The 26,017-nt window shown below is 58.5% G+C and carries 33 protein-coding genes and 5 pseudogenes; 9 read left to right on the top strand and 29 right to left on the bottom strand.

The genetic code is table 11. The annotated features are described in order from the left end of the window. Window positions 1-27 precede the first annotated feature (27 nt). Entirely contained in the window at window positions 28-480 is a 453-nt protein-coding gene (locus tag M0D69_RS06555) for an RcnB family protein (protein ID WP_301781247.1), read from the bottom strand. Between the two features lie 346 nt (window positions 481-826). On the opposite strand from M0D69_RS06555, the gene M0D69_RS06550 reads away from it, so the two are divergent. Both M0D69_RS06550 and M0D69_RS06545 read left to right on the top strand, forming a co-directional pair. Then, a complete protein-coding gene (locus M0D69_RS06550) occupies window positions 827-1,306 on the top strand; it encodes a DUF3331 domain-containing protein (RefSeq protein WP_301781246.1) in 480 nt (159 codons plus the stop codon). A gap of 497 nt (window positions 1,307-1,803) precedes the next feature. Beyond that, window positions 1,804-2,007 carry a hypothetical protein gene (locus tag M0D69_RS06545; protein ID WP_047845793.1) on the top strand — a complete coding sequence of 68 codons (204 nt, stop codon included), beginning with the start codon at window positions 1,804-1,806 and terminating at the stop codon, window positions 2,005-2,007. A gap of 189 nt (window positions 2,008-2,196) precedes the next feature. On the opposite strand, the gene M0D69_RS06540 is transcribed toward M0D69_RS06545, so the two are convergent. The 3 genes from M0D69_RS06540 to M0D69_RS06530 are packed head-to-tail and all read right to left on the bottom strand — an operon-like array spanning window position 2,197 to window position 4,391. Beyond that, a complete protein-coding gene (locus M0D69_RS06540) occupies window positions 2,197-2,694 on the bottom strand; it encodes a cupin domain-containing protein (protein WP_301781245.1) in 498 nt (165 codons plus the stop codon). 12 nt (window positions 2,695-2,706) lie between these two features. Further along, on the bottom strand, window positions 2,707-3,468 hold the full coding sequence (locus tag M0D69_RS06535) for an ABC transporter permease (RefSeq protein ID WP_047845791.1): 762 nt from the start codon (window positions 3,466-3,468) through the stop codon (window positions 2,707-2,709). Next, on the bottom strand, window positions 3,465-4,391 hold the full coding sequence (locus tag M0D69_RS06530) for an ABC transporter ATP-binding protein (RefSeq protein WP_301781358.1): 927 nt from the start codon (window positions 4,389-4,391) through the stop codon (window positions 3,465-3,467). The genes M0D69_RS06535 and M0D69_RS06530 overlap by 4 nt, the downstream gene beginning before the upstream one ends. 136 nt (window positions 4,392-4,527) lie before the next feature. Between M0D69_RS06530 and M0D69_RS06525 the strand changes: the two genes are divergently transcribed. Together M0D69_RS06525 and M0D69_RS06520 are read left to right on the top strand one after the other, a co-directional pair. Further along, complete coding sequence (locus M0D69_RS06525; RefSeq protein WP_301781244.1) at window positions 4,528-4,950, top strand: DUF1810 domain-containing protein; 423 nt, start codon at window positions 4,528-4,530, stop codon at window positions 4,948-4,950. 163 nt (window positions 4,951-5,113) lie between these two features. Next, complete coding sequence (locus M0D69_RS06520) at window positions 5,114-5,380, top strand: cupin domain-containing protein (RefSeq protein WP_301781243.1); 267 nt, start codon at window positions 5,114-5,116, stop codon at window positions 5,378-5,380. 83 nt (window positions 5,381-5,463) lie between these two features. Here M0D69_RS06520 and oxlT read toward each other — a convergent pair whose 3' ends face one another. Both oxlT and nhaR read right to left on the bottom strand, forming a co-directional pair. Next, complete coding sequence (gene oxlT, locus M0D69_RS06515; RefSeq protein WP_301781242.1) at window positions 5,464-6,768, bottom strand: oxalate/formate MFS antiporter; 1,305 nt, start codon at window positions 6,766-6,768, stop codon at window positions 5,464-5,466. A 372-nt stretch (window positions 6,769-7,140) separates the two neighbouring features. Next, window positions 7,141-8,034 (bottom strand): transcriptional activator NhaR, encoded by an 894-nt coding sequence (gene nhaR, locus M0D69_RS06510; protein ID WP_301781241.1) that lies wholly within the window; start codon window positions 8,032-8,034, stop codon window positions 7,141-7,143. A gap of 131 nt (window positions 8,035-8,165) precedes the next feature. On the opposite strand from nhaR, the gene M0D69_RS06505 reads away from it, so the two are divergent. Then, the gene (locus tag M0D69_RS06505) at window positions 8,166-8,483 is read left to right on the top strand and encodes a zf-TFIIB domain-containing protein (RefSeq protein ID WP_301781240.1); all 318 of its coding nucleotides are present in this window, start codon (window positions 8,166-8,168) and stop codon (window positions 8,481-8,483) included. Between the two features lie 57 nt (window positions 8,484-8,540). Beyond that, window positions 8,541-9,008 carry a CBS domain-containing protein gene (locus M0D69_RS06500; protein ID WP_301781357.1) on the top strand — a complete coding sequence of 156 codons (468 nt, stop codon included), beginning with the start codon at window positions 8,541-8,543 and terminating at the stop codon, window positions 9,006-9,008. Between the two features lie 40 nt (window positions 9,009-9,048). Here M0D69_RS06500 and M0D69_RS06495 read toward each other — a convergent pair whose 3' ends face one another. Further along, window positions 9,049-9,930: a methylglyoxal synthase gene (locus M0D69_RS06495; RefSeq protein ID WP_301781239.1), complete on the bottom strand. Its 882-nt coding sequence runs from the start codon at window positions 9,928-9,930 to the stop codon at window positions 9,049-9,051. Between the two features lie 213 nt (window positions 9,931-10,143). Between M0D69_RS06495 and M0D69_RS06490 the strand changes: the two genes are divergently transcribed. Beyond that, the gene (locus M0D69_RS06490) at window positions 10,144-10,980 is read left to right on the top strand and encodes a DMT family transporter (protein ID WP_301781238.1); all 837 of its coding nucleotides are present in this window, start codon (window positions 10,144-10,146) and stop codon (window positions 10,978-10,980) included. 34 nt (window positions 10,981-11,014) lie between these two features. Here M0D69_RS06490 and M0D69_RS06485 read toward each other — a convergent pair whose 3' ends face one another. The 11 genes and pseudogenes from M0D69_RS06485 to M0D69_RS06435 all read right to left on the bottom strand — a co-directional run bounded on the left by M0D69_RS06485 (window position 11,015) and on the right by M0D69_RS06435 (window position 16,041). Continuing rightward, on the bottom strand, window positions 11,015-11,602 hold the full coding sequence (locus tag M0D69_RS06485; protein ID WP_301781237.1) for a hypothetical protein: 588 nt from the start codon (window positions 11,600-11,602) through the stop codon (window positions 11,015-11,017). Between the two features lie 293 nt (window positions 11,603-11,895). Next, window positions 11,896-13,068, bottom strand: coding sequence for a metallophosphoesterase (locus tag M0D69_RS06480; protein ID WP_301781236.1), 1,173 nt, complete (start codon window positions 13,066-13,068; stop codon window positions 11,896-11,898). A 347-nt stretch (window positions 13,069-13,415) separates the two neighbouring features. Next, window positions 13,416-13,721: a DUF4148 domain-containing protein gene (locus M0D69_RS06475; RefSeq protein ID WP_301781235.1), complete on the bottom strand. Its 306-nt coding sequence runs from the start codon at window positions 13,719-13,721 to the stop codon at window positions 13,416-13,418. A 455-nt stretch (window positions 13,722-14,176) separates the two neighbouring features. Beyond that, window positions 14,177-14,501: pseudogene (locus tag M0D69_RS06470) on the bottom strand (4-hydroxybutyrate CoA-transferase); the annotation flags it as partial. After that, the gene (locus M0D69_RS06465; RefSeq protein ID WP_301781234.1) at window positions 14,474-14,638 is read right to left on the bottom strand and encodes a hypothetical protein; all 165 of its coding nucleotides are present in this window, start codon (window positions 14,636-14,638) and stop codon (window positions 14,474-14,476) included. The gene M0D69_RS06465 and the pseudogene M0D69_RS06470, both read right to left, overlap by 28 nt. 28 nt (window positions 14,639-14,666) lie before the next feature. Continuing rightward, a pseudogene (locus tag M0D69_RS06460) lies at window positions 14,667-14,842 on the bottom strand (MaoC family dehydratase); the annotation flags it as partial. Continuing rightward, window positions 14,834-14,989, bottom strand: a pseudogene (locus tag M0D69_RS06455) (aldolase/citrate lyase family protein); the annotation flags it as partial. The pseudogenes M0D69_RS06455 and M0D69_RS06460, both read right to left, overlap by 9 nt. Further along, window positions 14,934-15,161, bottom strand: a pseudogene (locus M0D69_RS06450) (LysR family transcriptional regulator); the annotation flags it as partial. The pseudogenes M0D69_RS06450 and M0D69_RS06455, both read right to left, overlap by 56 nt. A gap of 356 nt (window positions 15,162-15,517) precedes the next feature. Further along, window positions 15,518-15,661 (bottom strand): hypothetical protein, encoded by a 144-nt coding sequence (locus tag M0D69_RS06445; RefSeq protein ID WP_301781233.1) that lies wholly within the window; start codon window positions 15,659-15,661, stop codon window positions 15,518-15,520. Continuing rightward, window positions 15,661-15,825: a hypothetical protein gene (locus M0D69_RS06440; protein ID WP_301781232.1), complete on the bottom strand. Its 165-nt coding sequence runs from the start codon at window positions 15,823-15,825 to the stop codon at window positions 15,661-15,663. The genes M0D69_RS06445 and M0D69_RS06440 overlap by 1 nt, the downstream gene beginning before the upstream one ends. A gap of 33 nt (window positions 15,826-15,858) precedes the next feature. Further along, on the bottom strand, window positions 15,859-16,041 hold the full coding sequence (locus tag M0D69_RS06435; protein ID WP_301781231.1) for a hypothetical protein: 183 nt from the start codon (window positions 16,039-16,041) through the stop codon (window positions 15,859-15,861). A 322-nt stretch (window positions 16,042-16,363) separates the two neighbouring features. On the opposite strand from M0D69_RS06435, the gene M0D69_RS06430 reads away from it, so the two are divergent. Continuing rightward, the gene (locus M0D69_RS06430; RefSeq protein ID WP_301781230.1) at window positions 16,364-16,879 is read left to right on the top strand and encodes a DUF6572 domain-containing protein; all 516 of its coding nucleotides are present in this window, start codon (window positions 16,364-16,366) and stop codon (window positions 16,877-16,879) included. Between the two features lie 483 nt (window positions 16,880-17,362). On the opposite strand, the pseudogene hfq reads toward M0D69_RS06430, so the two are convergent. The 6 genes and pseudogenes from hfq to M0D69_RS06400 form a co-directional block, all read right to left on the bottom strand. Continuing rightward, a pseudogene (gene hfq / locus M0D69_RS06425) lies at window positions 17,363-17,569 on the bottom strand (RNA chaperone Hfq); the annotation flags it as partial. 189 nt (window positions 17,570-17,758) lie between these two features. Further along, a complete protein-coding gene (locus tag M0D69_RS06420; RefSeq protein ID WP_301781229.1) occupies window positions 17,759-17,962 on the bottom strand; it encodes a hypothetical protein in 204 nt (67 codons plus the stop codon). Window positions 17,963-18,251: 289 nt separating this feature from the next. Beyond that, window positions 18,252-18,434, bottom strand: a complete 183-nt coding sequence (locus M0D69_RS06415) for a hypothetical protein (RefSeq protein ID WP_367619691.1) — start codon at window positions 18,432-18,434, stop codon at window positions 18,252-18,254. Window positions 18,435-18,669: 235 nt separating this feature from the next. Next, window positions 18,670-19,239 carry a TetR/AcrR family transcriptional regulator gene (locus M0D69_RS06410; RefSeq protein ID WP_301781227.1) on the bottom strand — a complete coding sequence of 190 codons (570 nt, stop codon included), beginning with the start codon at window positions 19,237-19,239 and terminating at the stop codon, window positions 18,670-18,672. Window positions 19,240-19,430: 191 nt separating this feature from the next. Then, entirely contained in the window at window positions 19,431-20,759 is a 1,329-nt protein-coding gene (locus M0D69_RS06405) for an LLM class flavin-dependent oxidoreductase (protein ID WP_301781226.1), read from the bottom strand. Between the two features lie 210 nt (window positions 20,760-20,969). Next, window positions 20,970-21,353: a DUF427 domain-containing protein gene (locus M0D69_RS06400; RefSeq protein WP_301781225.1), complete on the bottom strand. Its 384-nt coding sequence runs from the start codon at window positions 21,351-21,353 to the stop codon at window positions 20,970-20,972. Window positions 21,354-21,520: 167 nt separating this feature from the next. Here M0D69_RS06400 and M0D69_RS06395 point away from each other — a divergent pair, with 167 nt between their 5' ends. Continuing rightward, complete coding sequence (locus tag M0D69_RS06395; protein ID WP_301781224.1) at window positions 21,521-22,102, top strand: TetR/AcrR family transcriptional regulator; 582 nt, start codon at window positions 21,521-21,523, stop codon at window positions 22,100-22,102. Between the two features lie 219 nt (window positions 22,103-22,321). Here the strand turns inward: M0D69_RS06395 and M0D69_RS06390 are convergent, their stop codons facing one another. Genes M0D69_RS06390 through M0D69_RS06370 form a run of 5 tightly spaced genes read right to left on the bottom strand, consistent with a single transcriptional unit; the run spans window position 22,322 to window position 26,003 of the window. Continuing rightward, entirely contained in the window at window positions 22,322-22,618 is a 297-nt protein-coding gene (locus M0D69_RS06390) for a YciI family protein (RefSeq protein WP_301781223.1), read from the bottom strand. A gap of 20 nt (window positions 22,619-22,638) precedes the next feature. Beyond that, window positions 22,639-22,923, bottom strand: coding sequence for a muconolactone Delta-isomerase (catC, locus tag M0D69_RS06385; RefSeq protein WP_301781222.1), 285 nt, complete (start codon window positions 22,921-22,923; stop codon window positions 22,639-22,641). Between the two features lie 30 nt (window positions 22,924-22,953). Next, window positions 22,954-24,285: a short-chain fatty acid transporter gene (locus M0D69_RS06380; protein WP_301781221.1), complete on the bottom strand. Its 1,332-nt coding sequence runs from the start codon at window positions 24,283-24,285 to the stop codon at window positions 22,954-22,956. 55 nt (window positions 24,286-24,340) lie between these two features. Continuing rightward, window positions 24,341-25,300 carry a 3-hydroxyacyl-CoA dehydrogenase gene (locus M0D69_RS06375; protein WP_301781220.1) on the bottom strand — a complete coding sequence of 320 codons (960 nt, stop codon included), beginning with the start codon at window positions 25,298-25,300 and terminating at the stop codon, window positions 24,341-24,343. 1 nt (window position 25,301) lies between these two features. After that, window positions 25,302-26,003, bottom strand: coding sequence for an SDR family oxidoreductase (locus tag M0D69_RS06370; protein WP_301781219.1), 702 nt, complete (start codon window positions 26,001-26,003; stop codon window positions 25,302-25,304). Window positions 26,004-26,017: the final 14 nt, after the last annotated feature.

Raw genomic sequence — 26,017 nt, 5'->3', positions numbered from 1 at the left:
AGAGCGGTCCGCGAATACCGGTTGCAGTTATCGTCCGTTGCTCAGCACGATCTGCGCGATCACGCCTGTCGCGATAGCCGCGAGCACGTAGTCGCCGTTTACGCCCACCCAGTGGTAGCCGCGCGGGGGCTGATGCAATCCGTAGCCGCGATAATCCTCGACCACATACTGGCGATCACGATAGTCGTCCGGCAAGCGGTCACCGCGGTGCCAGTCGTGCGGACCGTCGCCATGCGCGTAGTCGGGGCCGTGTCCCCGGCCATTGTTTGCGTGCATCGGGGGATGGCCGTCGTCGTGATGCTGGCCGCCTTGCTGACCGTGATTCTGATCCTGATGACCGCCGCCATTGTGACCTTGCATGCCAGGGCCACCTGGGCGCTGTTGTTGTTCGCCGTGATTGTCGTTGTTTTGAGCGAACGCGGCCGATGTCAAACCCAGGCTTGTAAACACCAATGCAGCAGCAATACGATTTTTCTTCACGAATACCTCGTTCAACGTTGTAAGTGCGCCGCTAGTATGAACCACGCAAGTTGCAATTCACGGCCTTTGGCTAAAGTTGACACCTTACGTAACCTATACATTTCTTGTCGCGCCGGCATCGTGGCATCTGTCTTTTGCTGTTGATCCTTGCCCCTATCGATGTCATTAAAACGTTCAATGAAACGCAAATATGACTTCCGTTGCGGCGCAATATCCCGGAAAGCCTTATTGGATAACGCACTGATACGATTATTCGCGCTGATAAGACAGTGTATTCACCTTAACGCTATTTATCGGAACTGGCTGATTGCGTAAGTTCGAGCGTGAACCATGCCAGGAACGAACCATGACAGCGTTAGCGAGAAGCGCGGACCCGTGGCTGCAAACGGTCCGCTCATTGACAGCGACCCACAGCGGCGCCGGAGAACCTGCACCGCAGCAAAAGGCCGCGCACCCGTTTCTAGAGCGGCTCACGCGAGCGTGGGAGCGTGATCACCCGCGCGCAGCCTCCCCGCAATCGCAGCAATCGCCGCGGCCATTTCCTGAGGCCGTTGTGCGTGTGATCGAGCGGCCAAGCAGTGCGACAGCGATTGTCTATTGGTCCGACGCCGCGACCTGCCACTATGGCTATCAGGGCTGGCGCGTTACCACGGCCACAATGGAGGGCGCATGCGCACTCACCGGCGCAGCCATTCACCGAGGCGACTCGGTGTATCGGCCGTCGCAGCGCGATCCGAAACCGCAAAACGCATCGGCGATGATTCTTGCGGCTTCCATGCCACAGGACGAGACGAGCGACGCAGATTTGCAGGACCAGCACGCCTGACAGATTGGTCGAGCACGCTTGCATAGTCAAAAAATGCGACCGCACCATGCGGTCGCATTTTCCATTATGTGGAACAGCGTCACCGTGTACGTCGACCTTGAGAAAGTGCTTTAACTTTTCGCGCCAAGCGTAATGCTCAAGCGGAAAGCGTAAGGCTGTGTCGATTCTCACCCTCCTCTGGAAACGGCGTTTGTTTTGACGGGCGCTTTCAGGCCACCTCCGCACGCGCTTTCTGCAAACGCAAGTTTCAAGCCCAATTCTGCGCTGCACACTGATACAGCCTGCATTGTTTCATAAGCCAGAAGTATGAATCCCCCATCGCGACGCTATTAAACTGTAGAGCCGCGCTTTCATTGCAGGATGCGCAACACGGACAAGGCGAGCGGCCCGCCCGCCGTTCCAGTCGCGCACCAAAAAGCGCCAAGAGTCGTAAATCTGTCACGGCAGTTCCGTAGCATCGCAGTCTCCCGCCGCTCCATCACTGCAAGGAGTTCATCGTGAAGAGTTATCAAGCGCAGCGCGTCGAAGCCAGAGACACCATCCGGTCCGCAGACACAGCGTACGAAGCGCCGATGCGCCGCGAATCGCAAGAAGCGCGTGCACAAGCGGATCAGGACGTCTATGGCGATTCACTCGACATTCCGCTGAATCACGGCGGCATGATGGACGCCGTCCGCGACGCAGTCCGGGCCAATCTATAATAGAAGTGTGAAAAAGCGGCGCCTCAGAAATGAGAGCGCCGCTTTTTTTGTCGCTGCGTTTTAACGTTTGCTTGCGTTGCCTGGTCAGCGCGAGAGGACGTTCATCATGCTCGTAGCAATCGCTGCAACTCGCCGCAACGTTCCGTATGCGCGGGTGTCGCATTACCGCGCACGCTCAAGGTTTGGTCCTCATCTCACCGCCGGGCCCAGCCGCCTGATCACGCCCTCGTGCTGTGGATACGCTTTTGCCAGCGCCGCGACATCGGCGAGTTCAAACTCGCTGAATTCGAAACCCGGCGCCACCGTGCAACCCACCAGCGCGAACGCCGACTGAGCACATAGTTCAGCCGCAAACCACTGCCCCGCCGGAACGACCGCCTGAAACACGGCGTCGGCATGCGTCAGCGCGTTGCCCAACCGATGCGTGAGCAACTCGCCGGCGGTATTGATGACATGGATATCGATTGGCTCGCCTGCATAGAAATGCCACACCTCGTCCGAGCGGATCCGATGCCACGCCGAATGTGCACCGTCGCAAAGCATGTAGTAGATCGCCGTCGAAGCCGAGCGCGTCGCGCCCGGTGAAGCCTCGCGCATGACGTTTTCCGCGCCGCGAAAGGTCTCGCGGAAATAGCCGCCTTCGGGATGCGGCTGAAGCCCGAATCGTTCGATCAACACGTCACGCATAAGCCACGCTCCCTATGATTTCAGCCTGTAGCCTGTCTTGAAGATCCACGCGACCACGCCGATAAACACCGCGAGAAATACCAGCGTCATGATGAGGCTGATCTCGACACTGACGTCGGCGGTACCGTAGAAACTCCAGCGAAAGCCGCTGATCAGATACACCACCGGGTTGAACAGCGCGACGGCTTTCCAGAATGGCGGCAGGATGTCGATGGAATAAAAACTTCCGCCGAGGAACGTCAGCGGCGTGATGATCAACAGCGGAATCACCTGCAGCTTCTCGAACCCGTCCGCCCAGATGCCGATGATAAAACCCAGCAGGCTGAACGTCACCGCCGTCAGCAGCAGGAACACGATCATCCAGAACGGGTGATCGACGTGCAGCGGCACGAACAAGCGTGCAGTCGCGAGAATGATGAGGCCGAGGATGATCGACTTGGTGGCGGCCGCGCCCACGTAGCTCAGCACGATCTCCAGATACGACACCGGCGCCGACAGCAGTTCGTAGATGGTCCCGGTGAACCTGGGGAAGTAGATGCCGAACGACGCGTTGGACACGCTCTGCGTCAGCAGTGACAGCATCACGAGTCCCGGCACGATGAACGCACCATAACTCACGCCGTTCACCTCGGGAATGCGCGAACCGATCGCCGCGCCGAACACCACGAAATACAGTGAGGTCGAGATCACCGGCGAGATGATGCTGCCCATGATGGTGCGCCAGGTGCGCGCCATTTCGAATATGTAGATCGCGCGGATTGCGTGAATATTCATTTCTTCTCTCCGACCAGGCTCACGAAAATGTCTTCAAGCGAGCTTTGCGTCGTTTGCAGGTCCTTGAACTTGACGCCGTTATCGGCGAGATCTTTCAGCAGCGTAATGATGCGTCCCGGTTCGTCCTGCGCGTCGTAGGTATAAGTAAGTTCGCTGCCGTCGGCGGACAGGTCGAGGCGGTAAGCATTCAAGCCGTGGGGAATCCGCTCGATCTCGTCTTCCAGTTGGAGCGCGAGTTTCTTCTGGCCGAGCTTGCGCATCAGTTCGGCTTTTTCCTCGACCAGGATGATCTCGCCGCGGCTGATCACGCCGATCCGGTCGGCCATTTCCTCTGCTTCATCGATGTAATGCGTCGTCAGGATGATCGTCACGCCGCTCGCTTTCAGGCCGCGCACGAGATTCCACATGTCGCGCCGCAGCTCGACGTCCACGCCCGCAGTGGGTTCGTCGAGGAACAGGATTTCCGGCTCATGCGCGAGTGCTTTGGCAATCAGCACGCGACGTTTCATGCCGCCCGACAGCGTGACCAGCTTGTTGTCCTTCTTGTCCCACAGCGACAGCGATTTCAGCACTTTTTCGACGTGCGCCGGATTCGGCGGCTTGCCGAACAGGCCACGGCTGAATGAAACGGTCGCCCAGACGGACTCGAAGGCGTCGGTGGTGAGCTCCTGCGGCACGAGGCCGATCATCGCGCGCGCCGCCCGGTAGTCGGAGATAATGCCGTGACCGTTGACGCGCACCGTGCCTTCCGTGGGATTCACAATCCCGCACACAATGCTAATAAGCGTGGTTTTGCCGGCGCCGTTCGGCCCGAGCAGTGCGAAGATTTCGCCACGGCGGATACCGAGCGTGACGTTTTTCAGCGCCTTGAAGCCGGACGCATAGCTCTTCGACAGATTCGAGATTTCGATGATGTTTTGCATGGCCGTGAAGATAGCAGAAAGCGGCATATCGTTCGCAGACGGCCGGGATTGCAGGTGAGCCCGTGGCCGCCAAACGCGACGGGAACTCAGCTTGCAGCGCTTTCCGGCCAGATCCAGCAAGACCCCGGAGGCCGTCATGACCGATCCTTTCAATTTGCAGCGTTTTATCGATGCCCAGGATCCGCTGTTCGAAACGATGACGGCCGAACTCGCGGCCGGCAAAAAACGCACGCACTGGATGTGGTTCGTGTTTCCGCAAATCCAGGGATTGGGCCACAGCGAGATGGCGCGCCGGTACGCGATTTCATCGGTGGATGAGGCGCGGGCCTACCTCGAGCATCCCGTGCTCGGCGAGCGTTTGCTGGTGCTTACGCAGATCGTGAACACGCTCGAAGGCCGCTCGGTAGAGCAGATTTTCGGTTACCCCGACGACCTGAAATTCCATTCATCGATGACGCTCTTCGCCCACGCCGCCCGCGACAAGACGCCATTTGAAACGGCGTTGAACACGTATTTCGGCGGGGAGCCGGATCCGGGGACGGTCGCGCGACTGACGTAGGGACGCAATAGGCCGTCGCGGTTTTTGAATCGCTCGCATGAGGCTGCCTCGGCGTGCCGTGTTCGCTACCACTGCTTGACGGGCGCGGAGCACCGTCGCCTGCTTCGCGTCGTTTCAACTTATATTAGTGGGTGAGGAAAGCGCGGGGAGAAGGGGAACGATCATGGAACGCGACGATTTCATTGAAATGCTCGTACGCGAGGGTTTTCAGACAACCGTGCTGGTGGAGCGCGAAGCCGGCGCGTCTCTCGACGAGCATGCACATTCGTTCGAAGCCAAGGCCCTGATTCTTGAAGGTGAATTGACGCTGCGCATCGCCGATAAGGAAACACGCTATCAGACAGGCGATGTGTTCCATCTGAAAGCGAACGAAACACATAGCGAGCGTTACGGCTCCGAAGGCGTCTGTTTTCTCGTCGGCAGGAAATAACGAACGGCTGGCTTCATCACCGGCCATTCTTTGTCAGAAACGAGCAAGGCTCAACCACACATTGGCTTCTGCCAGCCGTCGCGTTACTCCTTCAAGACCGAACCAAACGGCATGTCGACTGCCGCCGACGCGTGTTTCTGCCTGTGAGCCTGCCGCATCGGCTTGAGCACGAATAGCGCGAGCAATGCCGACGCCGCCGCCATGCCCGACGCCAGCATGAACACCGCGTGCCAGCTGCCGGTCGCCGCAGTAATCACGCTGCTGAACGGCACGAGCAAGGCTGCCGTCCCCTTCGCCGTATAGAGCAGGCCCGCATTGGTGGCTGCGAATTTTGGCCCGAACGTATCGCCGCAAGTGGCCGGAAAGAGGCTGTAGATCTCGCCCCAGGCGAAGAAAACAATGCCCGTCAGCACCACGAACGCCACCGGGCTCTGCCCATATTTCGACAGCAGCAAGATGCCGATCGCCTCGATGGCGAACGCCATGAACATCGTGTTCTCGCGGCCGATGCGATCCGAGATCCAACCGAAGAAAGGTCGGGTCAACCCGTTGAGAACCCGGTCGATAGTCAGCGCGAACGTGAGCGCAGGCAACGTCAGACCGAGCAGCGAAACAGGCGAATCATGCAGGCCAAAGTCCTTCGCAATGGGACCCAGTTGCGCGGTCGCCATCAAGCCGCCGGCCGCCATCATGACGAACATGAGGTACATGACCCAGAAGATAGGTGAGCTCACGACCTGCCTCGGCGTCGCGTTGTAGACCGCGCTCTTCAAGGCGCTCTTGATCGATGCCAGCAGGCTGGCCGGCGGTGCGAACAATGCCATCCCGAGCAAGAACACTACGAGCCCCTGCCCAAGACCGAACCACAGGAAGGTGGCTTCGTAACCGCTGCTCTTGATCATGTGCGCGATCGGCACGACGGTTGCTGCCGACCCCGCGCCGAAACCGGCCGCTGTGATACCGGCAGCCAGACCGCGGCGAGTGGGGAACCACTTCAGCGCGTTGCCGACGCACGTGCCATACACGGCGCCCGCGCCGACGCCGCCGACAGCTGCCGCGAAGTACAACATCGGCAACGATTCGGCAACCGAGTTAAGCACCCATGCAATGGCGCAAAGCAAGCCGCCCGCCACCACGACCGGCCGCGGACCGTACTTGTCGACGAGATAACCTTCGACAGGAACCAGCCAGGTTTCCGTCACCACGAAGATCGTGAACGCCACCTGAATCGCCGCGCGGCCCCAGTGATGCTTTTCATCGATTGGATTCACAAACAGGGTCCAGCCGTACTGCATGTTCGCGATCATGGCCATGCAGATCACACCGAACACGAGCTGCACCCATGGCGACGCTAGCCGCGACGCTCCCACCTGGCGATCCGTTTCCATTACTGCCTCCTTGGCCTTCGCTGCCTTATATGCGGGACGCCGAATGGACGTCTTCCTCATCGCCTGCCTCTGGTTTCAGATGGCGATGGAACAAATGATATGTGATATATCATGTAAGTAAAGAGAAAGAATTGACAGGGTTTTTACCAGATCGGGTTAATACTGAAAGAAATATGAAAGTATTTTTCCGATTGCCACGCAGGGCAAAAAAAAGCCCGCAGGCAAGCCTGGCGGGCAGAGGCGTGATGCGTGACATGGCAGTCCGCAACACGTATGACATTTATAGATGAAAGTTAAACGTAATATAAGTGTTTTTTTATTCGCGGATTGAAAATGCGCGTACGTAGAGGATAAAACGTTGGAGTTTTGGCCTTACACATTGAACAGCTTGCTCCGCGCCGCGCTCATGATCGACGAGATGGCGGGATGACTGATCCGCCGTTCGATGGAGATGGCGAAGAACTCTTCAACGATGGTGTCGATGTGTCCGACCTCGATCAAACCGTGCTCACGTTTGAGTTGTGCCGCCAGGACCGTTGGCGCGAAAAGTACTCCCCGCCCTTCGCGGCCGAATGCGAGGGTCAGCGCGCTGTCGTCGAATTCTCCGACAATGCGCGGCGATATCATGCGCGACTTCAGCCAGTGATCGAGCTTCCTTCGGACTGCTGATTCTGTGCCGGGCAACAGCACCGGCATGTCGCTCAGCGACGCGGGAAAAGCCTTGGCGGCACGTGCCGCCAGCGCTTTCGGTGCAAAACAACTGAGCGTCGAGCGGCCAAGCGAATGATTGAACGCCTTGACGTTCACGTCGGGCGGGATCGGTGCATCGGCAATAATCAGATCCAGCCGATGCACAGCCAGTTGCGACAGCAGCGCATGCAGCTTGCCCTCATGACAGATCAGCCGCAGCGAATCTGACAGGTTCAATGCCGGCTCGAGCAGCCGATAAGCCACCGTCTTCGGAACCGAATCCGCCACCCCCACCCGCAGTTGCGTCCTCGCGGCTTCCTTCTCCTGCCGGACCGCGCTTTCCAGTTCGGCGCCTAGCGAAAAAATTTCATCGGCGTAATCAAGCGCGAGCCGGCCCGCATCCGTCAGTTCGAGATTGCGGCCGCTCTTCTTGAAGAGCTTTTTATTAAGCGCGTCTTCAAGCAGTTTGATCTGACCGCTCAGGGTTTGCGGCGTGATGTGCAACTGCGTGCCGGCGCGCGCAATGCCGCCCGCATGCGCCGCGGCCCAGAAATAATACAAATGCTTGAAGTTCATTCATGCCCTCGCAGCAATGACGAAACCATCGGTTTTCTCGAAGTATCGACACCTAAAATACGAATTTTACATTAAGCCTACATCCGATACATTAAGGCCTCGCTAAGGTGTTTGAAGAAGGAGGCAAGGCAATGAAATGTCCAGTGTGCAAGACGCCGGATCTGCTGATAGCGGATCGCCAGGGCATCGAGATCGACTATTGCGCGGCCTGTCGCGGCGTGTGGCTGGATCGTGGCGAGCTCGACAAACTAATCGAGCGCGCGGCGGGTGGATCTGCCCCGCAACCGGTAGAGGCTCTGGCGAGTACGACAGCCGAGCGCCGCCATGATGAAAGGCGGCACTACAACGACCATGATCGTCGCCACGGTTACAGCGACGACGATTATCGCGACCGGCGTTATCCGTACAAAAAGAAGAAGTCGCTTCTCGGCGACCTGTTCGACTTTTGATTGATGCAAATGCACCACGAGCAACCGCTCAAACCTATTTCCTGATTGAGGCACATGATGACAACAGTCGCGCAGTTGCTGAGTTCGAAAACAGATCAGACATTTCATACGATCGAGGCGTCCGCAAGTGTCTTCGATGCCATCAAGCTGATGGCCTATAAACAAATCGGCGCACTTGTGGTCACGTCGGGGGAGCACATCACCGGCATCGTGACCGAGCGTGACTATGCCCGCAAGATCGTGTTGCACGACCGGTCGTCAAAAGAGACGCCGGTCAGTGAGGTCATGTCGAAAGCCATCCGCTACGTTCGCTTGAATCAAACGACGGACGAATGCATGGCGCTCATGACGGAAAACCGGATACGTCATCTTCCGGTTATCGACGGTGGATTGCTGATCGGCATGGTGTCGATTGGCGATCTCATCAAGAACCTGATCGCCGAGCAACAATTTACGATTAACCAGTTGGAACACTACATTCGCGGCAGCAGCCACGCAGCAGTATTGGAGGTCGAAACGCGCTAGACATGCGCTGCGGTTCTTAGGAAGAACTCACCCCCATGCACTAGCATGGACGGAGCTTCGCACGCTTTTCCGTCATTTCCGCCCAGTGCCTGGCCACACGGGGGGACGCTATGCATACGACATCGTTGGTCACCGCGGTAACGGCGCGTTCAAGTAACTGAATATCTGCTTCGTGCTGGCGCGCAACGTGCGGGTCCTCAAAAAAGAACAAGCGATCACAACGCTGCTCGAATATCAGATTGGCAATTTGCGCATCGCCACCTATCGGACCGCTCCGGCAGCACTCAGTCCATAGCCTGCCTTGCGGCCAGCCAAGTGCCCACGCCAGCGCGTTGAGATTTCCGCCGGTGGTGCCCGTGGACACACGATGAGCGAACTGCGATAGCAGCTCGAAATGATCGTCGACGAACGACGCCATCTGCGACTTAAGTGCGTCGTGAGCGATCAAGGCCAAGGTCTGCGATGAAATCGCATGGAAACGATCAGCCGCGTCATCCGGTGCGAGTCCTGCTCGGATGCGTTCCATTTCTATCCAATCGAAGGCTGAGGCGACGGTTGAAATGAACGGCTTCTGATAAATCACGCACTGGCGCTTAAGGGCGATCGCCTCAGGAAGGATCGAGGACGAGTCGATCGGATCAACCAGATAAATCATCCCGTCCAGGACGTTATCGGATTCATCAAGCGCCACCACGTCTGCCACGAGCTTTACCAATCCGCCATCGCGGCCGCGAGGGTAACGCTGCAATCGCGCATACCCAACCAGCAAGCCGTGACGGACTATCGCATCGTAAGTACCCCCAACCGCACACAGGTCAAGGTCCAGCTCCCGAATTCCTGCTTCGGTATGGCGCAACCAGTCGAAGAGCGGCGAGCCCAGGCGGCTGTGATGTAGCCGGTTTGCTGCAAGACCTATGCGCATGGGTTTCGCTTCAGTGAGGGTACGTGAGAAAAGTGCCACGGGGTCGAACGCTACGCGCTCAGGCCCCGCTCAATCGGTACTGTCATGACGGGCGGCTCGCTTGAGCCAGCGGCACCTCCCGTTCTCTGCCATAATAGCGTTTTGCTGATTGCCACTTTTTGCCATCAAACGCCTTATGTTGCCACGCATGCCGTTACTCTTCCCGTGGTCCTGATGCAGCCCTTCATCGTCCTGCTCGTCCTGTTCTCCGCGCTGCTGCACGCCACCTGGAACGCCTTCCTGCACACCAGCGGCGACCGTGTCTGGCAGTTCGGCATGATGTCTTTTCCCTACCTCGTGTGTTCGGCGATCGTGTTGCTGTTCGTCCCCGCACCGGCGCGTGAGAGTTGGCCGTACATCGCGGCATCGGCGGCTTTGCAACTCGGCTATTGCGTAGCGCTCGCGAAAGCCTACAAGGCCGGCGACTTTGGGCAGATCTACCCGATCGCCCGCGGTCTCTCGCCCCTGCTCGTGTTCGCAGGCGCGTTCGTCTTCGCGGGAGAACACCTCCGGCCGCTCGCGCTTGCAGGCGTAACGCTGGTGTCGGCCGGCATTATTTCGCTGGCATTCCGCCAGCGCCGCTTCGCGACCGCTAGCGTGCCGGCAGCGCTCGTGACGGGCGCGTTTATCTCGGCCTATACGATCGTGGATGGCATCGGCGTGCGCCTCGCCGGCAGCGGCTTCGGATATATCGCATGGGCGTACATACTCTTCAACGTGCCGCTCGCCGTAATCGCTTTTCATCGATACGGCAGCCCGCGCCGCCTGTTCTTCGACGACCCGCGCCGCTCGCTGCAAGCCTTAAGCGGCGGCGCGATCGCGATGGTCGCCTACACCATCGTGATCATCGCGTTTCGTTATTTGCCCATTGCGATGGTGTCGGCGTTACGCGAACTCAGTTCGATCTTCGCCGTCCTGATCGGCTGGCTGTTCATGCGCGAAAAGCTGACCGCGCGGCGCGTGCTGGCATGTGTGCTCGTCACGGCCGGCGCGGTTTTGATCCGCATTTGAGCGGCAGTTTTTCGATGCACATCACAGCCGTGGGTTATTTCGCCGTGGGCGTGACCTCCACTGCCGTTGCTGAAATCATTGCGGCATGAATGGTATCGCCCGCTTTGAGTTTATAAGCGGCTATCTCGGAGCTTAAATCGAACGTCTCCGTATGCCACGGGCCGCGCAGGGTAATTGTTTTCTTCTTTTTGTTAATACTCTGCACCGTTGCGATAACCTCTATTTCGTGTACCGCAGCAAAACCCACGGTTCCTGATGCAGGTGCATAAACCTCGGTATCGACTCGCTTTCGCAGTCCGTCATCCTTCGCCGATGCTTTAATCGCCTTGACCAGTATTGCGTCCCTGATCTGAACATCCACACGATCGCCGACTCTCAAGGTGTCGAAGTTCGTGACTTCCTTGTCTACCACTACCGGTACTATCCGACCTTTGGCACCTTTGAGCGTCAAGGTCCGCGTACCGGAATCGATGCCGGTAATCTGCGCCTGGATCTGCTTCGGAGGCGCGCTCAGCACGGATTGTATGGCGGCACGGGAGAGTTGCTGATCGGTTTGCGCGCCGACATGCGCTGTCATCGTTAATAAGGTGAGCGATAAAGCCACAATCCATCTTGCGTTCATGCAGTTTCTCCGGGCGAATGGGAATTAAATCGCATACCGAATTGATTGATTAATTCAATTAAAAGTCGCCAGCGCATTAAGGTACGAGCGCTACTTATACAGCGCGCACCAGAGCGTTGTCCACGAAACCGCATTAATTACTGATTATCGAGCAATCGACAATAATATTCAAAAATCGGATTTATTCTATTTTATAATAACCGCTTCGATTCAACACAAACTCGACGCGAGGCCGGCATCCCTTGCGAGAATGCCGGCCGAACCTCGAATAGTTAAATTTTTGACCCGGGCGCTCAGGTCGGATGCTCGCCGTTCCCGTTCACCAGACGCAAACGCGTGATTTCAGACGGTGCGCCGATCCGTATCGGCGGTCCCCAGTAACCGGTGCCGCGGCTTGTATAAACCCACAGGTTGTTGAGCTTCTCGAGTCCCGCAACGAACGGCTGCTGTAGCCGGACGAAGAAATTCCACGGCAAAAACTGGCCGCCATGCGTATGACCTGACAATTGCAGCGTAAAGCCCGCTTTCGATGCAGCCGGCGCGCTGCGCGGCTGATGCGCCAACAGCAGGCGAAACGCAATGTCGGAAGGGGCGCCGAGCATGGCTTTGGCCGGATCGCTTTTGTGCGCCGGGTCGAAACTGCCTGCGCCGTAGTCGGTCACGCCGGCCACGACCGCACGCGCGCCGTCGTGATTCACAACCACATGTTCGTTGATCAGAACCTTCAGCCCAAGCCGGCGGAATTCCGCAATCCACTTGTCCGCACCCGCGTAATACTCGTGATTGCCGGTGACCAGAAATGCGCCGTGCCGCGCTTTCAGATCCGACAGCGGTCGCGTGTGGGCGGCAAGATGCGGTACGGAACCGTCGACTACATCGCCGGTCACGGCGATCAGGTCCGGCGTCAACGCATTGACCGCTGCCACGATCTTTTCGACGTAATGACGCTTGATGGTCGGGCCGACGTGAATATCGCTGATCTGCACGATGGTGAAACCGTGCAACGCGACAGGCAGGTTGTCGATAGGCACGTCGACGTTTTTCACCCCGGCACGCCGGCGGGCGCTGTAAATACCGAGTAGCGTGGCCAGCACCGCAAGCAGCGGCACGCCAAGCGCGCTCCAGGCAATGAAGGCAGGCCAGCCGCCGGTGTCCTTTTGCACGCTGCTGATCAGGTGCAAGACGAGCAACACGACATCGCGGAGAAACGTCAGCACCAGCAGCGAGGAGAAAAAGCCCATGGTGAGCAGGCCGATCCACGCAAGGCGATCGGACAGCGGCTGCTGGCTGATATTGCGCGCGGCCATGCCGAGGGGAATCAGCAAGCAGGAAGCCACAAGTGCGAGCACTGCGAGCCATCGCAGCGGTGCACCGACGGGTGCAGCCGGAATCAGGCGCACGCCGATATACAGATGAAACAGAATTCCGATGCCGATTACGCGGATAAAAAACGCGGAACGTCGCATAGACCGCCTGGTAGAAGGTGAAGCCGGTGTGTTCAGACCGGAATTGAAGCTGGCGACCGGATACGTCTGAGGACAAACGTGGTCTGAAACGGCACCCGATTCTACCGGTTCGCCAAAAAGCCTGCCGGTGCGTGAGCCGGCGTCAATAAGGCTTGAAACGCGCATGCCATAAAGGATTCGTCAAGCCTCGCACTTCGTGAAGGCGACGGCAAGTGTGACCAGGCAACTCTGCTTGAAACCGGAAAAAATCAGTTGGCCAATCGTTCGCGCGGCTACCCGGCCGAGAAAAAATAACCCGCTTTCAGCGGGTTATTTTCATGCGATCAGACTACGTTCAGAGTCCTCGTTCAGGGCGCGGAAGCCGCCTTCGCTTTAGCTGCCGCCGACTTCTTCTCCGCATTCTGAATATTTTGCGGATAGTTGGTCTGGTCGCCGCCCGGCTGGTAGCCGTTCTTTTCCAGATCCTTCAGTTCGGCGTTCTTCTTGGCGCGGGCAGCCTTGCGGGCGGCCTTGCGTTGCGCCTTCTGCTCCTGCTTCGTTGCGGAAGCACCCGTGTCGGAAGCGGCGGTTTGCGCCATCGCGACAGGGACAGTGAGCCCGGCGATCGAGACTGATACGACAAGAGCCATTGCAGCCATGCGGATACGGTACATAACGAGATTCTCCACGAAAAGCGGTTCTTTTTGGAGCGGCAGCGCCCTTGGCGTCCGCCGCGTTTGTCGTGCTGGACCTGCATGCTTCGTTACGTGCCAGAAGGTCCCGCGCCTAAGACCTTGTTTGTGAGCCAACGGGCACGCGTGGGTATCTTAACCAACTCTTTGAAAAAACGTGTAGTACATCCGTCAGATCTAAAGCAGTAAACCGTCATTTTTGCGGTGTGGATCAAGTCGGGGCGCGGGCCAGACCGGTAGTCCGCTGCACGATTACCCGCCGATGCACCGTTTTGGTCACATCAAAAAGCGTACGAGGTCGCCGACCTCTTCCCGTTTGCTGACGAGCGCATTTTCGGGCTGCGATGGATCCGCGCAACCGATACTCATCCCGCACACCACGATCTCATTGTCCGGCAGCGCCCGATGTTCCGTGACAATCTCCGGTGATAGCGATTGAACGCCGCTTTGCCGCGATTAAGCGTCTTGCGCAAGTTGTCGGCCACACCGCACTGGATCAGCCCGACGAGCCCGGGCGTGAGCAACTCCGTATGAATTTCCAGATGCCGATGGCTCGCCAGTGCATTGCACACCGCGTTCGGCAATGCTCGTGCTGATCGTCCGGTCGTGTTCGGTCGAGGCTTTTGGCCTCAATTCGGGTAACGGCTGATTCGACTCGACGATTGCATCGACGTCCGACACGTGCAGCAGCGAGTCGCCAAACCCGCGCGGCATGCTCAGGTTCACTTCCACGATCAGCCGTCGCGTCGCACGCACCACGGAGCGCTTCGAGCCGCGCGCGGCTGCGACATTGCCATGCCGAGTGCGATCGACGAATCGCTGCGCAATGCGGCCACCGCATCTTCCGGCAACGTGAGCTTGCTCTGGTACATCTTCTCAACTTGCATTCTGACGTTCATACTTAAGCTTCCTAAGAAAATACCTGCATCAGTAGTTAGCGGCTTCTTCCGGTGAATGGCCGCGTTTGTAGATCAGCATGTCATTTCGAATGTCATCACTCTTTTTCCATCCTTATTAATTACCCTAGTCTCCACCGCGACAATGCCCTGCGTCGGTCTGCTCGCCGACTCACGCTTTGACAACACTGTCGATCCCGCAGCCACGCGACAACGCACGACTTGCAGCGCCAGCGCATCGGGATGAGCCCGTACATCGGAGGCGTAATCGGCCGCGCCGAACATTAGCGCAGCGACGCGTGGACCGGCAATGGCGATCGACTCCACTGCGGCAAGAGCGCGTGCCGATTCGATCTTTGGCAGCAGGATAAAGCACGCGCAATGGCACGCCGACAGCTTCCTCCATTTGCTTGATGCGTCCGCTTGCAGACCCGAGCGCAAGGTTCGCGCGCGTCGCGCCTTGCGTGATACTGCCAGCTTTCACCACGGCCGCGAACATCCGTAGGTCTGGTATATCGAAACGCATTGACTGGCTCCGTTGTAAGCGACGCCAAGAGAAACGCCGGATGCCTACGGGAAACTCGAAGGACGCCGCCGGGTTTTCGCATGCGGCCCCAAACAACGCGGTTGCCAACCGGACGGCTATGCGCGACGCATAAAAAAAATCCATCCGGCTTGCGCCGAATGGATTTTTTGAGCGATGACCCCTGGTCGCAGAGGAACCTTGATTGCAAGCGTCAGCGCACTTCCGGAGAAGCTTGAAACCAGCCGGTTTTACCTGGATGATTCGCCGTTCGTCATCCAGCGGGGATCCGGATCACCAACGAAGTGCGCATCATGAAGTTACGACGGGTCAGCGGCTATCGGACGAATCCGACTGCTTTACCGGAGCGCCTGGCCTGACGACAGCGGAGTCGCGCTGACGACATCGACCAGCACACGCGTGCCCGGGACGACCGTGGCTGCTGCCTTTGGCGAATTTGCCTGGACCGTCAGCTCGGCGCCTTGCGTGTCCTTGAGCATCATCACGCCGTGTTCGCGGTCAACGCGCGTTCGCTGGCCACGGTCTGATCACCGGCCGGCGACGGGACCGCTGCCAACGACGACGAATCGAGCACAGTCAGCCTGACCGCGCGCTGGGTCACGCCGAACACATTCGTGCCGGCTTTCAGTTGGTCGAGGTTAGCCACGTTGCTGCCTACCTGGAACGATTCCGTCGAGCCTTATGCATTGACGACCGTGACCTGGTGCGTGGCCACATCCACCGACTGCACCTTCCCGCCGACACGCACCGACGTGGTTCCGTCGATAGCCGCAGCGAATGCGCCCGTCATCACCATCGACGATGCGGCCGCAATAAGAGCGGACTTGAAAGACTTGACGAGTTTTCTTGACTTCGATTTCATTGTGTTGCTCCTGCCGGACAAATAGGGGTCTGCTCATGCGCCGTCCGATCCAATCGCACAAACTATTTAATAACGTGAACCCAGTTTGTTTTTCGAGATGAGACCTGTCAATTGATCCGGCTTATTTTTAGGTATCCTCCTATTTCAAGATATCGGTTTAAGATGTGCACCAAAACAATCAATTTCAAAGCGTGTCGGACGATGTGAAGCTTGATGGTCGTACACTGTTGCAATCATGCCCCGCGTACTTATTTAGGATGACGCAGTCCATCACAATACGCGCCTGCAATCTTTGCCCGGCATCGGGCGCTGGGGAAATACCATGTCTCTTCTCGACGTGGATACAATCGATTACGTCGGCGTGAACATTTTGTTCAAGCGCGTGTATGTCGGCATTTTCGACGACCTCGACTGGGACGAGGAAGCCGCGCATTTTGCGCTGCTGACCAAAAAGATCGATCGTTACACGCAGTACGTCCGTTCCGGCCAGTTGCTTACGGCTTATCCGCAGGTGCGCGGTTATCCGGTGATTATCGAATACGTCGCCATGCGGCCGATGACCCGTTCGGCTGAAGCCTTCTGGAAGACGCGCGAGACGATCATCCGCGCGGTCGGTTTCGATGTCCGGTGCCGCACCGTGGACGTGCGGCATGCGCTGGCCGCAGATGCCGAGGTGGACGGCGCGGACGTTGCCGCCGATGCGCGGCTCGAATCGGTCGTCAACGCGCTCGATCTGGCCACGCGCCCGGTTCCTGAGGAGAAACATCGTGAAGACATTGTGCACGCCGGCCGGCGCGCAGTCCTGGTAATACGCAAGAAAACGTCCACTGGACGATGACAACGTTTAACCGTCCGTACGCGAAGTTTGTGACGAAACGGTGAAAATATTACGCACCAACAAGAAAGGCGAGGCCCGAATCGGGCTTCGCCTTTTTTACGTGCTTTGTGCGCAACGAGTCAGCGTTCGCTGGGTTGCCGCGGTCTTTCCGCCCGGAAAGTTGCCAGGCTCGCGCCGCTTAAGCCATCCGCTTAACCCATCATTTCGGTGGCCATGGGGCAAAGAACTGGATTTGAAGTGGCCGCTTCAATTGCGCCCTACGCCTGGCCTTTCACCAATCAGCCACACCCCAAAGCCGATTCTTCCCTCGACAGCCGTGGTTCACGCGCCCGTCTACCCGATGCGCTATTCAAGACGGCTTTACTCGCCGCCGATGTTCGTCGGCAAGCGCCGCTTGTGGGATATTGCGACTGGACGCTTTGAATCTCCGTCTCGTGGGGCGCCCGCGCCGGTACGCGCGGTTCCGGCGGTGAAAGCTTTGCCGGTGTCTTCCTGGATGGTCGAAATCGAATGCTTGTAGACCGCCTGGATGCCAGCGGCCGAGCTCAGCATGACCAGATACTGATCGAACGATTCGATGTGGCCAACCAGCCGTACCCCGTTCACGAGGAAAATTGCGACACGCTTGCGCTCTTTGCGAGCGGCGTTCAGCACGTCGCTCTGACTTTGCTGCTGGGGTTCTGTAGCCATTTTCATTCGACCTGACGTTAGTATTTCGGACTGTTCCGGCGGACATCCACCGAAATCTTGATTCATTAAACAGTGCGCAGCAGCAGGCTCGCTATCCGGCTTCGGCGAATTCCAATGCAACGGCTTGCGCTGACTGAATGCTACCGTTTCTTACCGTTCAATAGCACGGAAGCAGCTACGCGGGCTCCGCTAATCCGGCGTGCTTTCATGATGCCAGATCATGGCACCGCGCACTGTTTGCCCACGTTCGAGCAACGCTGCTCCGTGGAGTTCAAACTTTGCCTGAAAAATCGATTTCGCAATCTTCGCAAGCCCGATAAATGCACCCGCAACAGCATGATCGATATTAACCCGCTGAAATAACACACGCGCACGGCGATTGAAGCTCAACAAGATCAAAAACGGACAAACTGTCGCCGGCCAGCGCCGCTTCGCGGGGTGTGCAACTTCGGAGCATTTGCTGAAAAGTCGTGCGTCAGCTAGGTCCCGCGGGACGTCCGGCCAGCTCGCATGAACATTTCCAGGCGTCGCGCCATCGGTACGAGTGGAAATGTCAAAAAAAAGCCGTCGCGGCCGGTTTACCGAACCGCAACAGCTCTTTGTGTTTGCCGCCGCTTAACCGACGTAACTTAGCTGACGCAACTTAGCCGGCAAATCGACGGCTGGATTCTAACGTCAAGCGTCATTGCGCGGGGGCGGCTACTGGCGGCTTCTTTTTGTGCTTGAAGTGGAGCTTGCCCTTTGAACTGCCGGGCGTGGATACATTGTCGCCACCCATGGTCGGACCGGCCGTTGCTGCACCATGCGCGTTGCCGCCACCCGAGCCACCGTTGCCGTTGCCGCCACCACTCTGGGCAGCGGCCATGCCGGACGCGCCAAGCAGGATTGCGGATACGCAAATCAGGTTAAGTACTTTCATCGACAGTCTCCAAAGAGCACGATTTCGCATTTGATTACCGGCCACCAGACTCATGCCCGATGGCCGACATCGATACGCAGACAACGCGTCGAATGTAATAGATTGACCGCATCGCTTCAAGACTTGTTTCTACCAACGCCACGCGCGCCTCACTACGGCACGGCTGACGTCGACGCCATGTTCAGGCCGGTGGCCCCGGCAACAAGGGAATCAGTTGCCCAGCGACGCCATCCAGAATCTCCTTCGATAAAACCGGGTCCGACACCGCTCGCGCCAACCCGATCGCTCCAACACAGGCGCTCAGTTGCAGCATTGCGCGGGCGCGGCGTTCGGCCGGATCCTTGATGTCGAGCAAACCCTCGGAGAACGCGAGATTGTGTTTGACACGCTCCGTGAACACGTCGCGCGTGGCTTCGTTGCTGCGCCCGACATCACCGAGCAACGCGCCCAATGCACAGCCCTTGCCGGGCGCATCCCGATGCGCTTCGCTCAGGTAATCCCGCACCGCCTGCGCGAGGTTTTCTGCACGTGCTTCCCATGCGTCGAGGCTCTTGAACGCAGCGCCGAGTGCCTCGGTCACGAGTTCATCGCGCGATTCAAAATGCTTATAGAAACCGCCGACTGTCATGCCGGCTTCCTTCATGACATCGGCGACACCAATGCCGTCCAGTCCAAGTTCCCGAAAGCGCCGCGCTGCCACGTCGACGATCCGCTGATGCGTTGCTGCCTTCTCTGCCTGTGAATGTCCCATGACCTGCGTTTGTCCTGTGATGGGGTGGCTACGGGCACCCCCGGACATCAATCTTAATGCAGAACCGAGGTGAACCGATCGCTGGCCGGTCAGACGCCGCATCTGAATATAAATTAGGCATACAAAATAATCATCCAGGAAGGCCCTATTGATTCAACATGGCGCCCCGGACACAAGGCGCCATTCACTCCTCAAGCCTTGAAAAACCGGTTCTCCGGTCTCGGCAACCCAAGATTCTCCCGAAGAGTGACACCCTCGTACTGACGTCGAAAGATTCCTCTTGCCTGCAATTCTGGCACGACCTTGTTGACGAAATCGTCGAGGCCTCCCGGAAGGTAGGGGAACATCACGTTGAAGCCGTCCGACCCCTCCTCCACGAGCCATTGCTCCATCTGGTCCGCGATCATCGCGGGCGTACCGATCATTTCAAGTCCCGAATAACCGCCGACCCGCTGCGCGAGCTGGCGGATCGTGAGCTTGCCGCGCGTGGCCCATTCGATCACGCGCTCACGGCTACTTTTGCTCGCGTTGGTTTCAGGGATTTCGGGCAGCGGACCGTCGGGATCGAAGCCGGATACGTCGTGGCCAAGCAGGATGGAAAGCGAGGCGATGCCGCTGTCGTAATGCACGAGGCTGTCGAGACGGGCACGCTTTTCCCGCGCTTCGTCCAGCGAGTCGCCAACCACGACGAACGCCGCCGGCAAAATCTTGAGGTGTTCCGGATTGCGGCCGAGCTTCGCCATGCGGCCTTTGACATCGGCGTAAAACCGTTGACCATCGGCTAATGTGGTCTGCGCCGTGAACACGGCTTCCGCTGTCTCGGCCGCAATCTGACGTCCCGCTTCCGAGGACCCGGCCTGCACGATGACCGGCCAGCCCTGCACCGGCCGCGCAATATTGAGCGGCCCGCGCACCGACAGGTTCTCGCCCTTGTGGTTCAGCACATGCACCCTGGCGGGATCGAAGAAGGTCCCGCTTTCAACGTCGCGAATGAAGGCGTCGTCTGCCCAGCTATCCCAGAGGCCGGTAACCACGTCGAAGAACTCCCGGCCTCGCTTATAACGCTCGCCGTGCTCCACGTGTTCGTCCAGACCGAAGTTGAGCGCGGCATCCGGGTTGGCCGTGGTGACCAGATTCCAGCCCGCGCGCCCGCCGCTCAGATGGTCGAGCGAGGCAAAGCGGCGAGCGACGTGATAAGGCTCGTCGAAGGTAGTGGATGCCGTCGCGATCAGACCGATGCGCTCGGTCACCGCCGCGAGCGCCGACAACAACGTGAGCGGCTCGAACGACGTGGCCGTATGACTTCGCCTCAACGCCTGGGTGGGCATGTTGAGCACAGCAAGATGATCTGCCATGAAGAAAGCGTCGAACCGGCCGCGCTCCAGCGTCTGTGCAAAACGCTTGAGATGCGCGAAATTGAAGTTCGCGTCGGGGAACGCGCCGGGGTAACGCCAGGCTCCGGTGTGAATAGTGGCCGGGCGCATGAAAGCGCCGAGCCGCAAGCGACGTTGCGTGATCATAAAGCTCCGTTTCAGCGTTGATAAAAGCGCCCCGACGACGAGGCAAACGCTTCGTTCGTGGACGCAGCGTCGTCGATAAAATACGTCGAATGGCGAAAGCGTGCACAAACGGCAATCGACGCAAAAACGGCTTGATCAGTCGTCAGTCTTTGGTAAGCGTGCCGAGACGCCAATGCGTTCAATCTCATTGGCCAACGCTGCGTATCAGTGTCAGCCTGCTGCGTGCACGTCGAACGTATCCACGCGATCGGTATAGAACGCCAAATGATCCTTGATCTGCGCGACCGCGGGATAAGTGTCCTCGTAAGTCCACACCGCGTTCACGGAGCGTTCGCCACCCAGCGGAATGCTGTAGTAGGCACAGTCGCCTTTGTATGGGCAATAGGTCGCGTGGTCCGTGCGCTGCAACAGCGACATGTCGACGTCCTTGCGCGGAATGTAGTGAACCGCGGGATACGACGCTTCACGCAGCGTCAGCGCCTCGCGCGTGTCTGCGATAACCCGCCCGCCGATAGAAACGGTGATGCGCGCCGAGTTAGGCTCGATCGTGATGGGGTGATCGGGCCCAGGAATCTTGACTGTTTTGGTCTGCATGGCTTCGTGCTCCTTGAGGCAACGATGAACGGTTTCATGACTCCAGAAATAATACGTCTGTCCGTATTAAAGTCATCTAAACTCTCGATGTCAAGCGATGGTTGCCGCGCCGGCCGGCCGGCGGAAACCTTGACCCCCAATATGTACGACCGTACAATATTTCCACTATGCCAAGACCATCACATCGCACGAAGATCCTGACCGAAGGCCTCAAGGTCGTCCACGAACGAGGCTTCGGCGGAGCGAGCGTGCGGGACATCGTTCAGGCCGCCGGCGTGCCGCAGGGCTCGTTCACGAATCACTTTGCGTCGAAGGAAGCGTTCGGCCTGGAAGTCATGGATCTTTATTTCGCCAACAGCCGCGAAGTAATCCGTGAAACGCTGTGCAACGACCTGCTTGCGCCACTACGGCGACTTGAGGATTACATCGACGCCAACATCGCGCATATCACGCGGAACCACAGCAAGAATGGTTGTCTGTTCGGAAACTTCGCGGTCGAAGCAAGCGATCACAGCGAGGTGCTTCGTACCCGGGTGGTCGAGATATTCGCGGAAGTGCAGAAGTGCGTCGCTTATTGTCTCGGCGCAGCGGTAGAAGTGGGCGAGTTGCCGCCGAAAACGAATTGTGACGAGCTCGCGCAGTTCGTTGTGTCGTCGCTGCAAGGGGCCATTTTGCTGGCAAAGGCGCAACGTAATCCGGCTCCGGTAGAAGGCTTCAAACGTCTGCTGTTCACCACGGTTCTGCGCTGAAGCGGCGCGATCGAGGGCCAATCCTCAAGGCTTTTGCATGAACATGGCCGGTCGTCTTTTGCGGGACGACCGGCCATAGTTTTGTTGACGTGAGAAGGAAGAAGGATTCGGATGAATCGAACGAACGGGGCCCGTCGCGGCCAATTCATCTCATTCGTCCGATCAGGCGATTCACACCGCAACCGCCGGGTGGGTCACGGAACCGCTACGCAGGGCGGCCTACACATAACCCTTACTGTCTACATAAGCCTTACGCCAGCGGGTAATCGTCACGCGCTCGAACAAGCCGGCGCACGCGAATGGGTCGTTAGCAATGAAACGCTCGGCTTCCTCGCGCGTGTCGAGATCTACAACATACAGCCCACCGCCCGCGTTACTGCCGTCGTCCTCGAGCTTCGCGCCGCACGCAAGCAACAGCGACTTGTTGGTGTCGAGATACGCCAGATGCATGTCACGCTCCCGGGTGCGCATCGACGCGTGACCAGGCTTGTCCCACGTTTCGATAATAAACGGCATCGCACCTCCGGTTACCGGAATCAGTTCTGCGCGATCGCCGACGGATGCTGGGCAAGTGGCGTGACCTCGATCGCCATGTAGGGAAAGAGCGGCAGCGAGCTGAGCAACGTGTGCAGTTCGTCGTTGGATTCGACGTCCAGGACACTGTAGTTCGCGTACTGCCCGGCCACGCGCCACAAGTGACGCCACTTCCCCTCACGCTGCAGTTTTTGCGAGAACGCTTTTTCGTCCGCCTTCAGGCGATTGGTGAGCTCGGTGTCGGCGTCGAGCGGGATCTGCACCACCATATGAACCAGGAACAACATGATCGAACCTCCGGAAGATAAGTGGGCCGTTTAGCCCCATGCAAGGATCGCGACCGTATAAACAATACCGATCCAGAACATCATGATGACGGTATAGCCCATGATGTCCTTCAGTTTGAGCTTCGACAGCGCGAGCGCCGGCAGGATCCAGAATGGCTGGATCAGGTCGTTCCAGGCATTGCCGAGCATGACTGCGGTCGCTGTATGACCCACGGAGGCGCCAATCGCCTTTGCCGCCTCGATCATGAACGGTCCCTGAATGACCCAGTGGCCGCCGCCGGACGGCGCAAAGAAGTTGATGAAAAACGAACTAATCAGGCCCCAGAACGGCAACGTATGCGGCGTCGCGATCCCGACAAAAAACTTGGAGAACGTATTGACCAGTCCAGACGACGCCATGATCGCCATGATGCCCGCATAAAACGGATACTGCAGGATGATGCCGCTGATCGTACGGATGCCTTCGTTGAGCTTCTCCACATAACGGATCGGTGTGCCCAGCAAAATGATGCCGAGAAACAGGATGATGAAGTTGATCAGGTTCAGATCCATCGAGCCACCGCCGTGGAAATACAGCACCACGTAGACCACGCCGATCAATCCGATCAAACCGCTCAGCACGCGACTGTTGTTGAGACGGCTGGCTAGTGTGCGGTCATCGGCGGCGGCGGCGGGAAGCGCCGGTTTAGCTCGCGAGTCATCTTCAAGCGTACGGTCGATCTCGGTTACCGGCTGGCCCGGCTTCGGATGCAGCCATGCGTTTAGCAGCGGCAACGTGATCAGCACGACCAGGCTGGTAATAAGCATCGTCGGTGAGAAGATTGTTTCAGAGAGCGGAATCACGCCCATCTGCGCTTCCATCGGGTGGCCTTTGGTGGAGATGAGCACGGGGATACTCGCCGACAGACCGAGCCCATAGAGCGTAAAGCCGCTATACGCCGACGCGATGATCAGCGGGTAATGCACGCCCTTCACGCTCAGCGCCAGTTTGCGCGCGACAATGCCGCCGATCACCAGCCCAAAGCCCCAGTTGAGATAACTGCCAATGCCGCCCACCAGCGTTGCGACAATGATCGCCGTGCGCGGATCGTGCACCCGCATGACGATGCGATCGAGGAACCGCTCCGTCAGCGGCGCGGTGGCGAGCACATAACCCATCGCGAGGATCACGGCCATTTGCGTGGTGAACGCGAGCAGCGTCCAGAAGCCCTTGCCCCAGCTTGTTGTAAGTGCCACGATGCCCTGACCCTGCACAAGTACGGCGAGGACCATGGTGAGAAGCGTCAGCCCGATGGCGAATACGAACGGATCGGGCAAATATTTGCGCATCAGTTCGGTGAAGAATCCCGTTATTTTCTGCATGCCAATGTCTCTTGGGTTTTATTTAGTTAAGCAAACTTCTTTGTCCGATCAATCGTCAGGAATCGCTGCCTGAAGCCGCTGCCTTCCGGTGGCGGGCCAGCGCCATCAAAGCGCGATCTCGCCATGCCACACGTTCCTCCCATTGTTCGAGCGGCACTACTGCACGTCGTGCCTGAGCCACTTTCCCGACGAGCTCCGGTGTCCATGGATCGTGTTGGCCGCGTTCGGCGCCCATCCGTTCGTATGCGGGCCCCATCTTCTGCGCATGCGAAGTTATGCCGCCGCGGGTATTCAAATCCACTGTTTCGAACGGACCGATTACGGACCACCGCAAGCCGAGACCGTCGCGCATGACGGTGTCAATGTCCTCGACCGTCGCCACGCCGTCGCGCACGAGGCAATACGCTTCGCGCAGCACCGCACCCTGCAACCGGTTGAAAACGAAACCCTCCACCTCTTTCGATACGAGCACGGGTTGCAGGCCGGCATCGCGGAAAAGTTGCAGCGTGCGTTCGGTGACGTCCGGCGCAGTAAAAGGCGCGGGCACAATCTCGATGACGGGAATCAAATACGGTGGATTCCCCGGATGCGCGATCAGACAACGATTTCGCCCCGGCAGATCGCCAACGAAGGTCGATGCCGTCATCGCAGATGAAGCGCTCGCAAAGACCGCCGTCGCGGGAGCCGCCGCATCGAACTGCGCGAACAACGCGCGCTTGACGTCGACGCGCTCGGGCGCGCATTCCTGCACGAGATCGGCGCCTGCAACCGCTGTTTCCACCGACGTTGTCATCTGGACGCGTGCCGCCACGGCTTCCGCGGTTTCATCGAGTAAGCCGAAGCGCGCCAGTTCGTTCAGACGCTGGGTGATCTCTCCCGGCGCGGCATCACGGCGTGCCGCATCAGGATCGAACAGGCGCACGGGCCAGCCAGCGCGTGCAAACACCACGGCGAACGCAACGCCAATGCTCCCTGCCCCCACGATGGCCACGCGCCGGATTTCAGGCGTGCTCATCTCAGACTCCTGCTACGCCGACCGTCATGCCGCCACACACATAGAGCACCTGGCCGGTGACGAAACCACTGCGGGAATCGAGAAAATAGGACACAGCATGCGCAATATCTTCCGGCGTACCCACGCGTTTCACCGGGACGCTCTCCACAATCGCTCGCGTACGCGGACTATCCGGCGGGTTCGCACGATTGAAGAGTTCAGTGCGAATTGGGCCCGGTCCAATCGCATTCGCCGTGATGCCATGACGGCCGAGTTCGAGCGCCCATACACGCGTCATGCCGATCAACGCTGCCTTGGTCGCCGAGTACGCGGTGCGTAATTCCTTACCCAGCGCCGCTCGAGAAGACATGTTGACGATCCGGCCGAAACCCGCCACCTGCATGCCCGGCAGTAGCGCTTGCATACACTGCATCGCACAGCGCACATTCAGCGACCACGCGAGTTCGAGTTCTTCAATGCTTTGCTCGGCTGCGCCGGCCGGCACCACCACACCGACGTTATTGATCAGCCGGGTGATCGGACCGCCGGTGAGCGCCTGATCGAGCGCTTTAGTCGTTTCTTCGGCATCCGAAAGGTCGGCGATAAAACCGCTGCCCACACGGTCGATCACCACGGCTTCGAAGCCGTCTGCTTCACAGCGATCGGCGCAGGCTGCACCGATTCCGGCCGCACCACCTGTAATCAAAACTCGTTCTCGTATCATGTCGTGTACTTTAG

The sequence above is a fragment of the Caballeronia sp. SEWSISQ10-4 2 genome, from assembly GCF_030464885.1.
Taxonomy (GTDB): Bacteria; Pseudomonadota; Gammaproteobacteria; order Burkholderiales; family Burkholderiaceae; genus Caballeronia.
The sequence above is the reverse complement of the archived record's forward strand: the minus strand, read 5'-3'. Positions and strand labels throughout refer to the sequence as shown.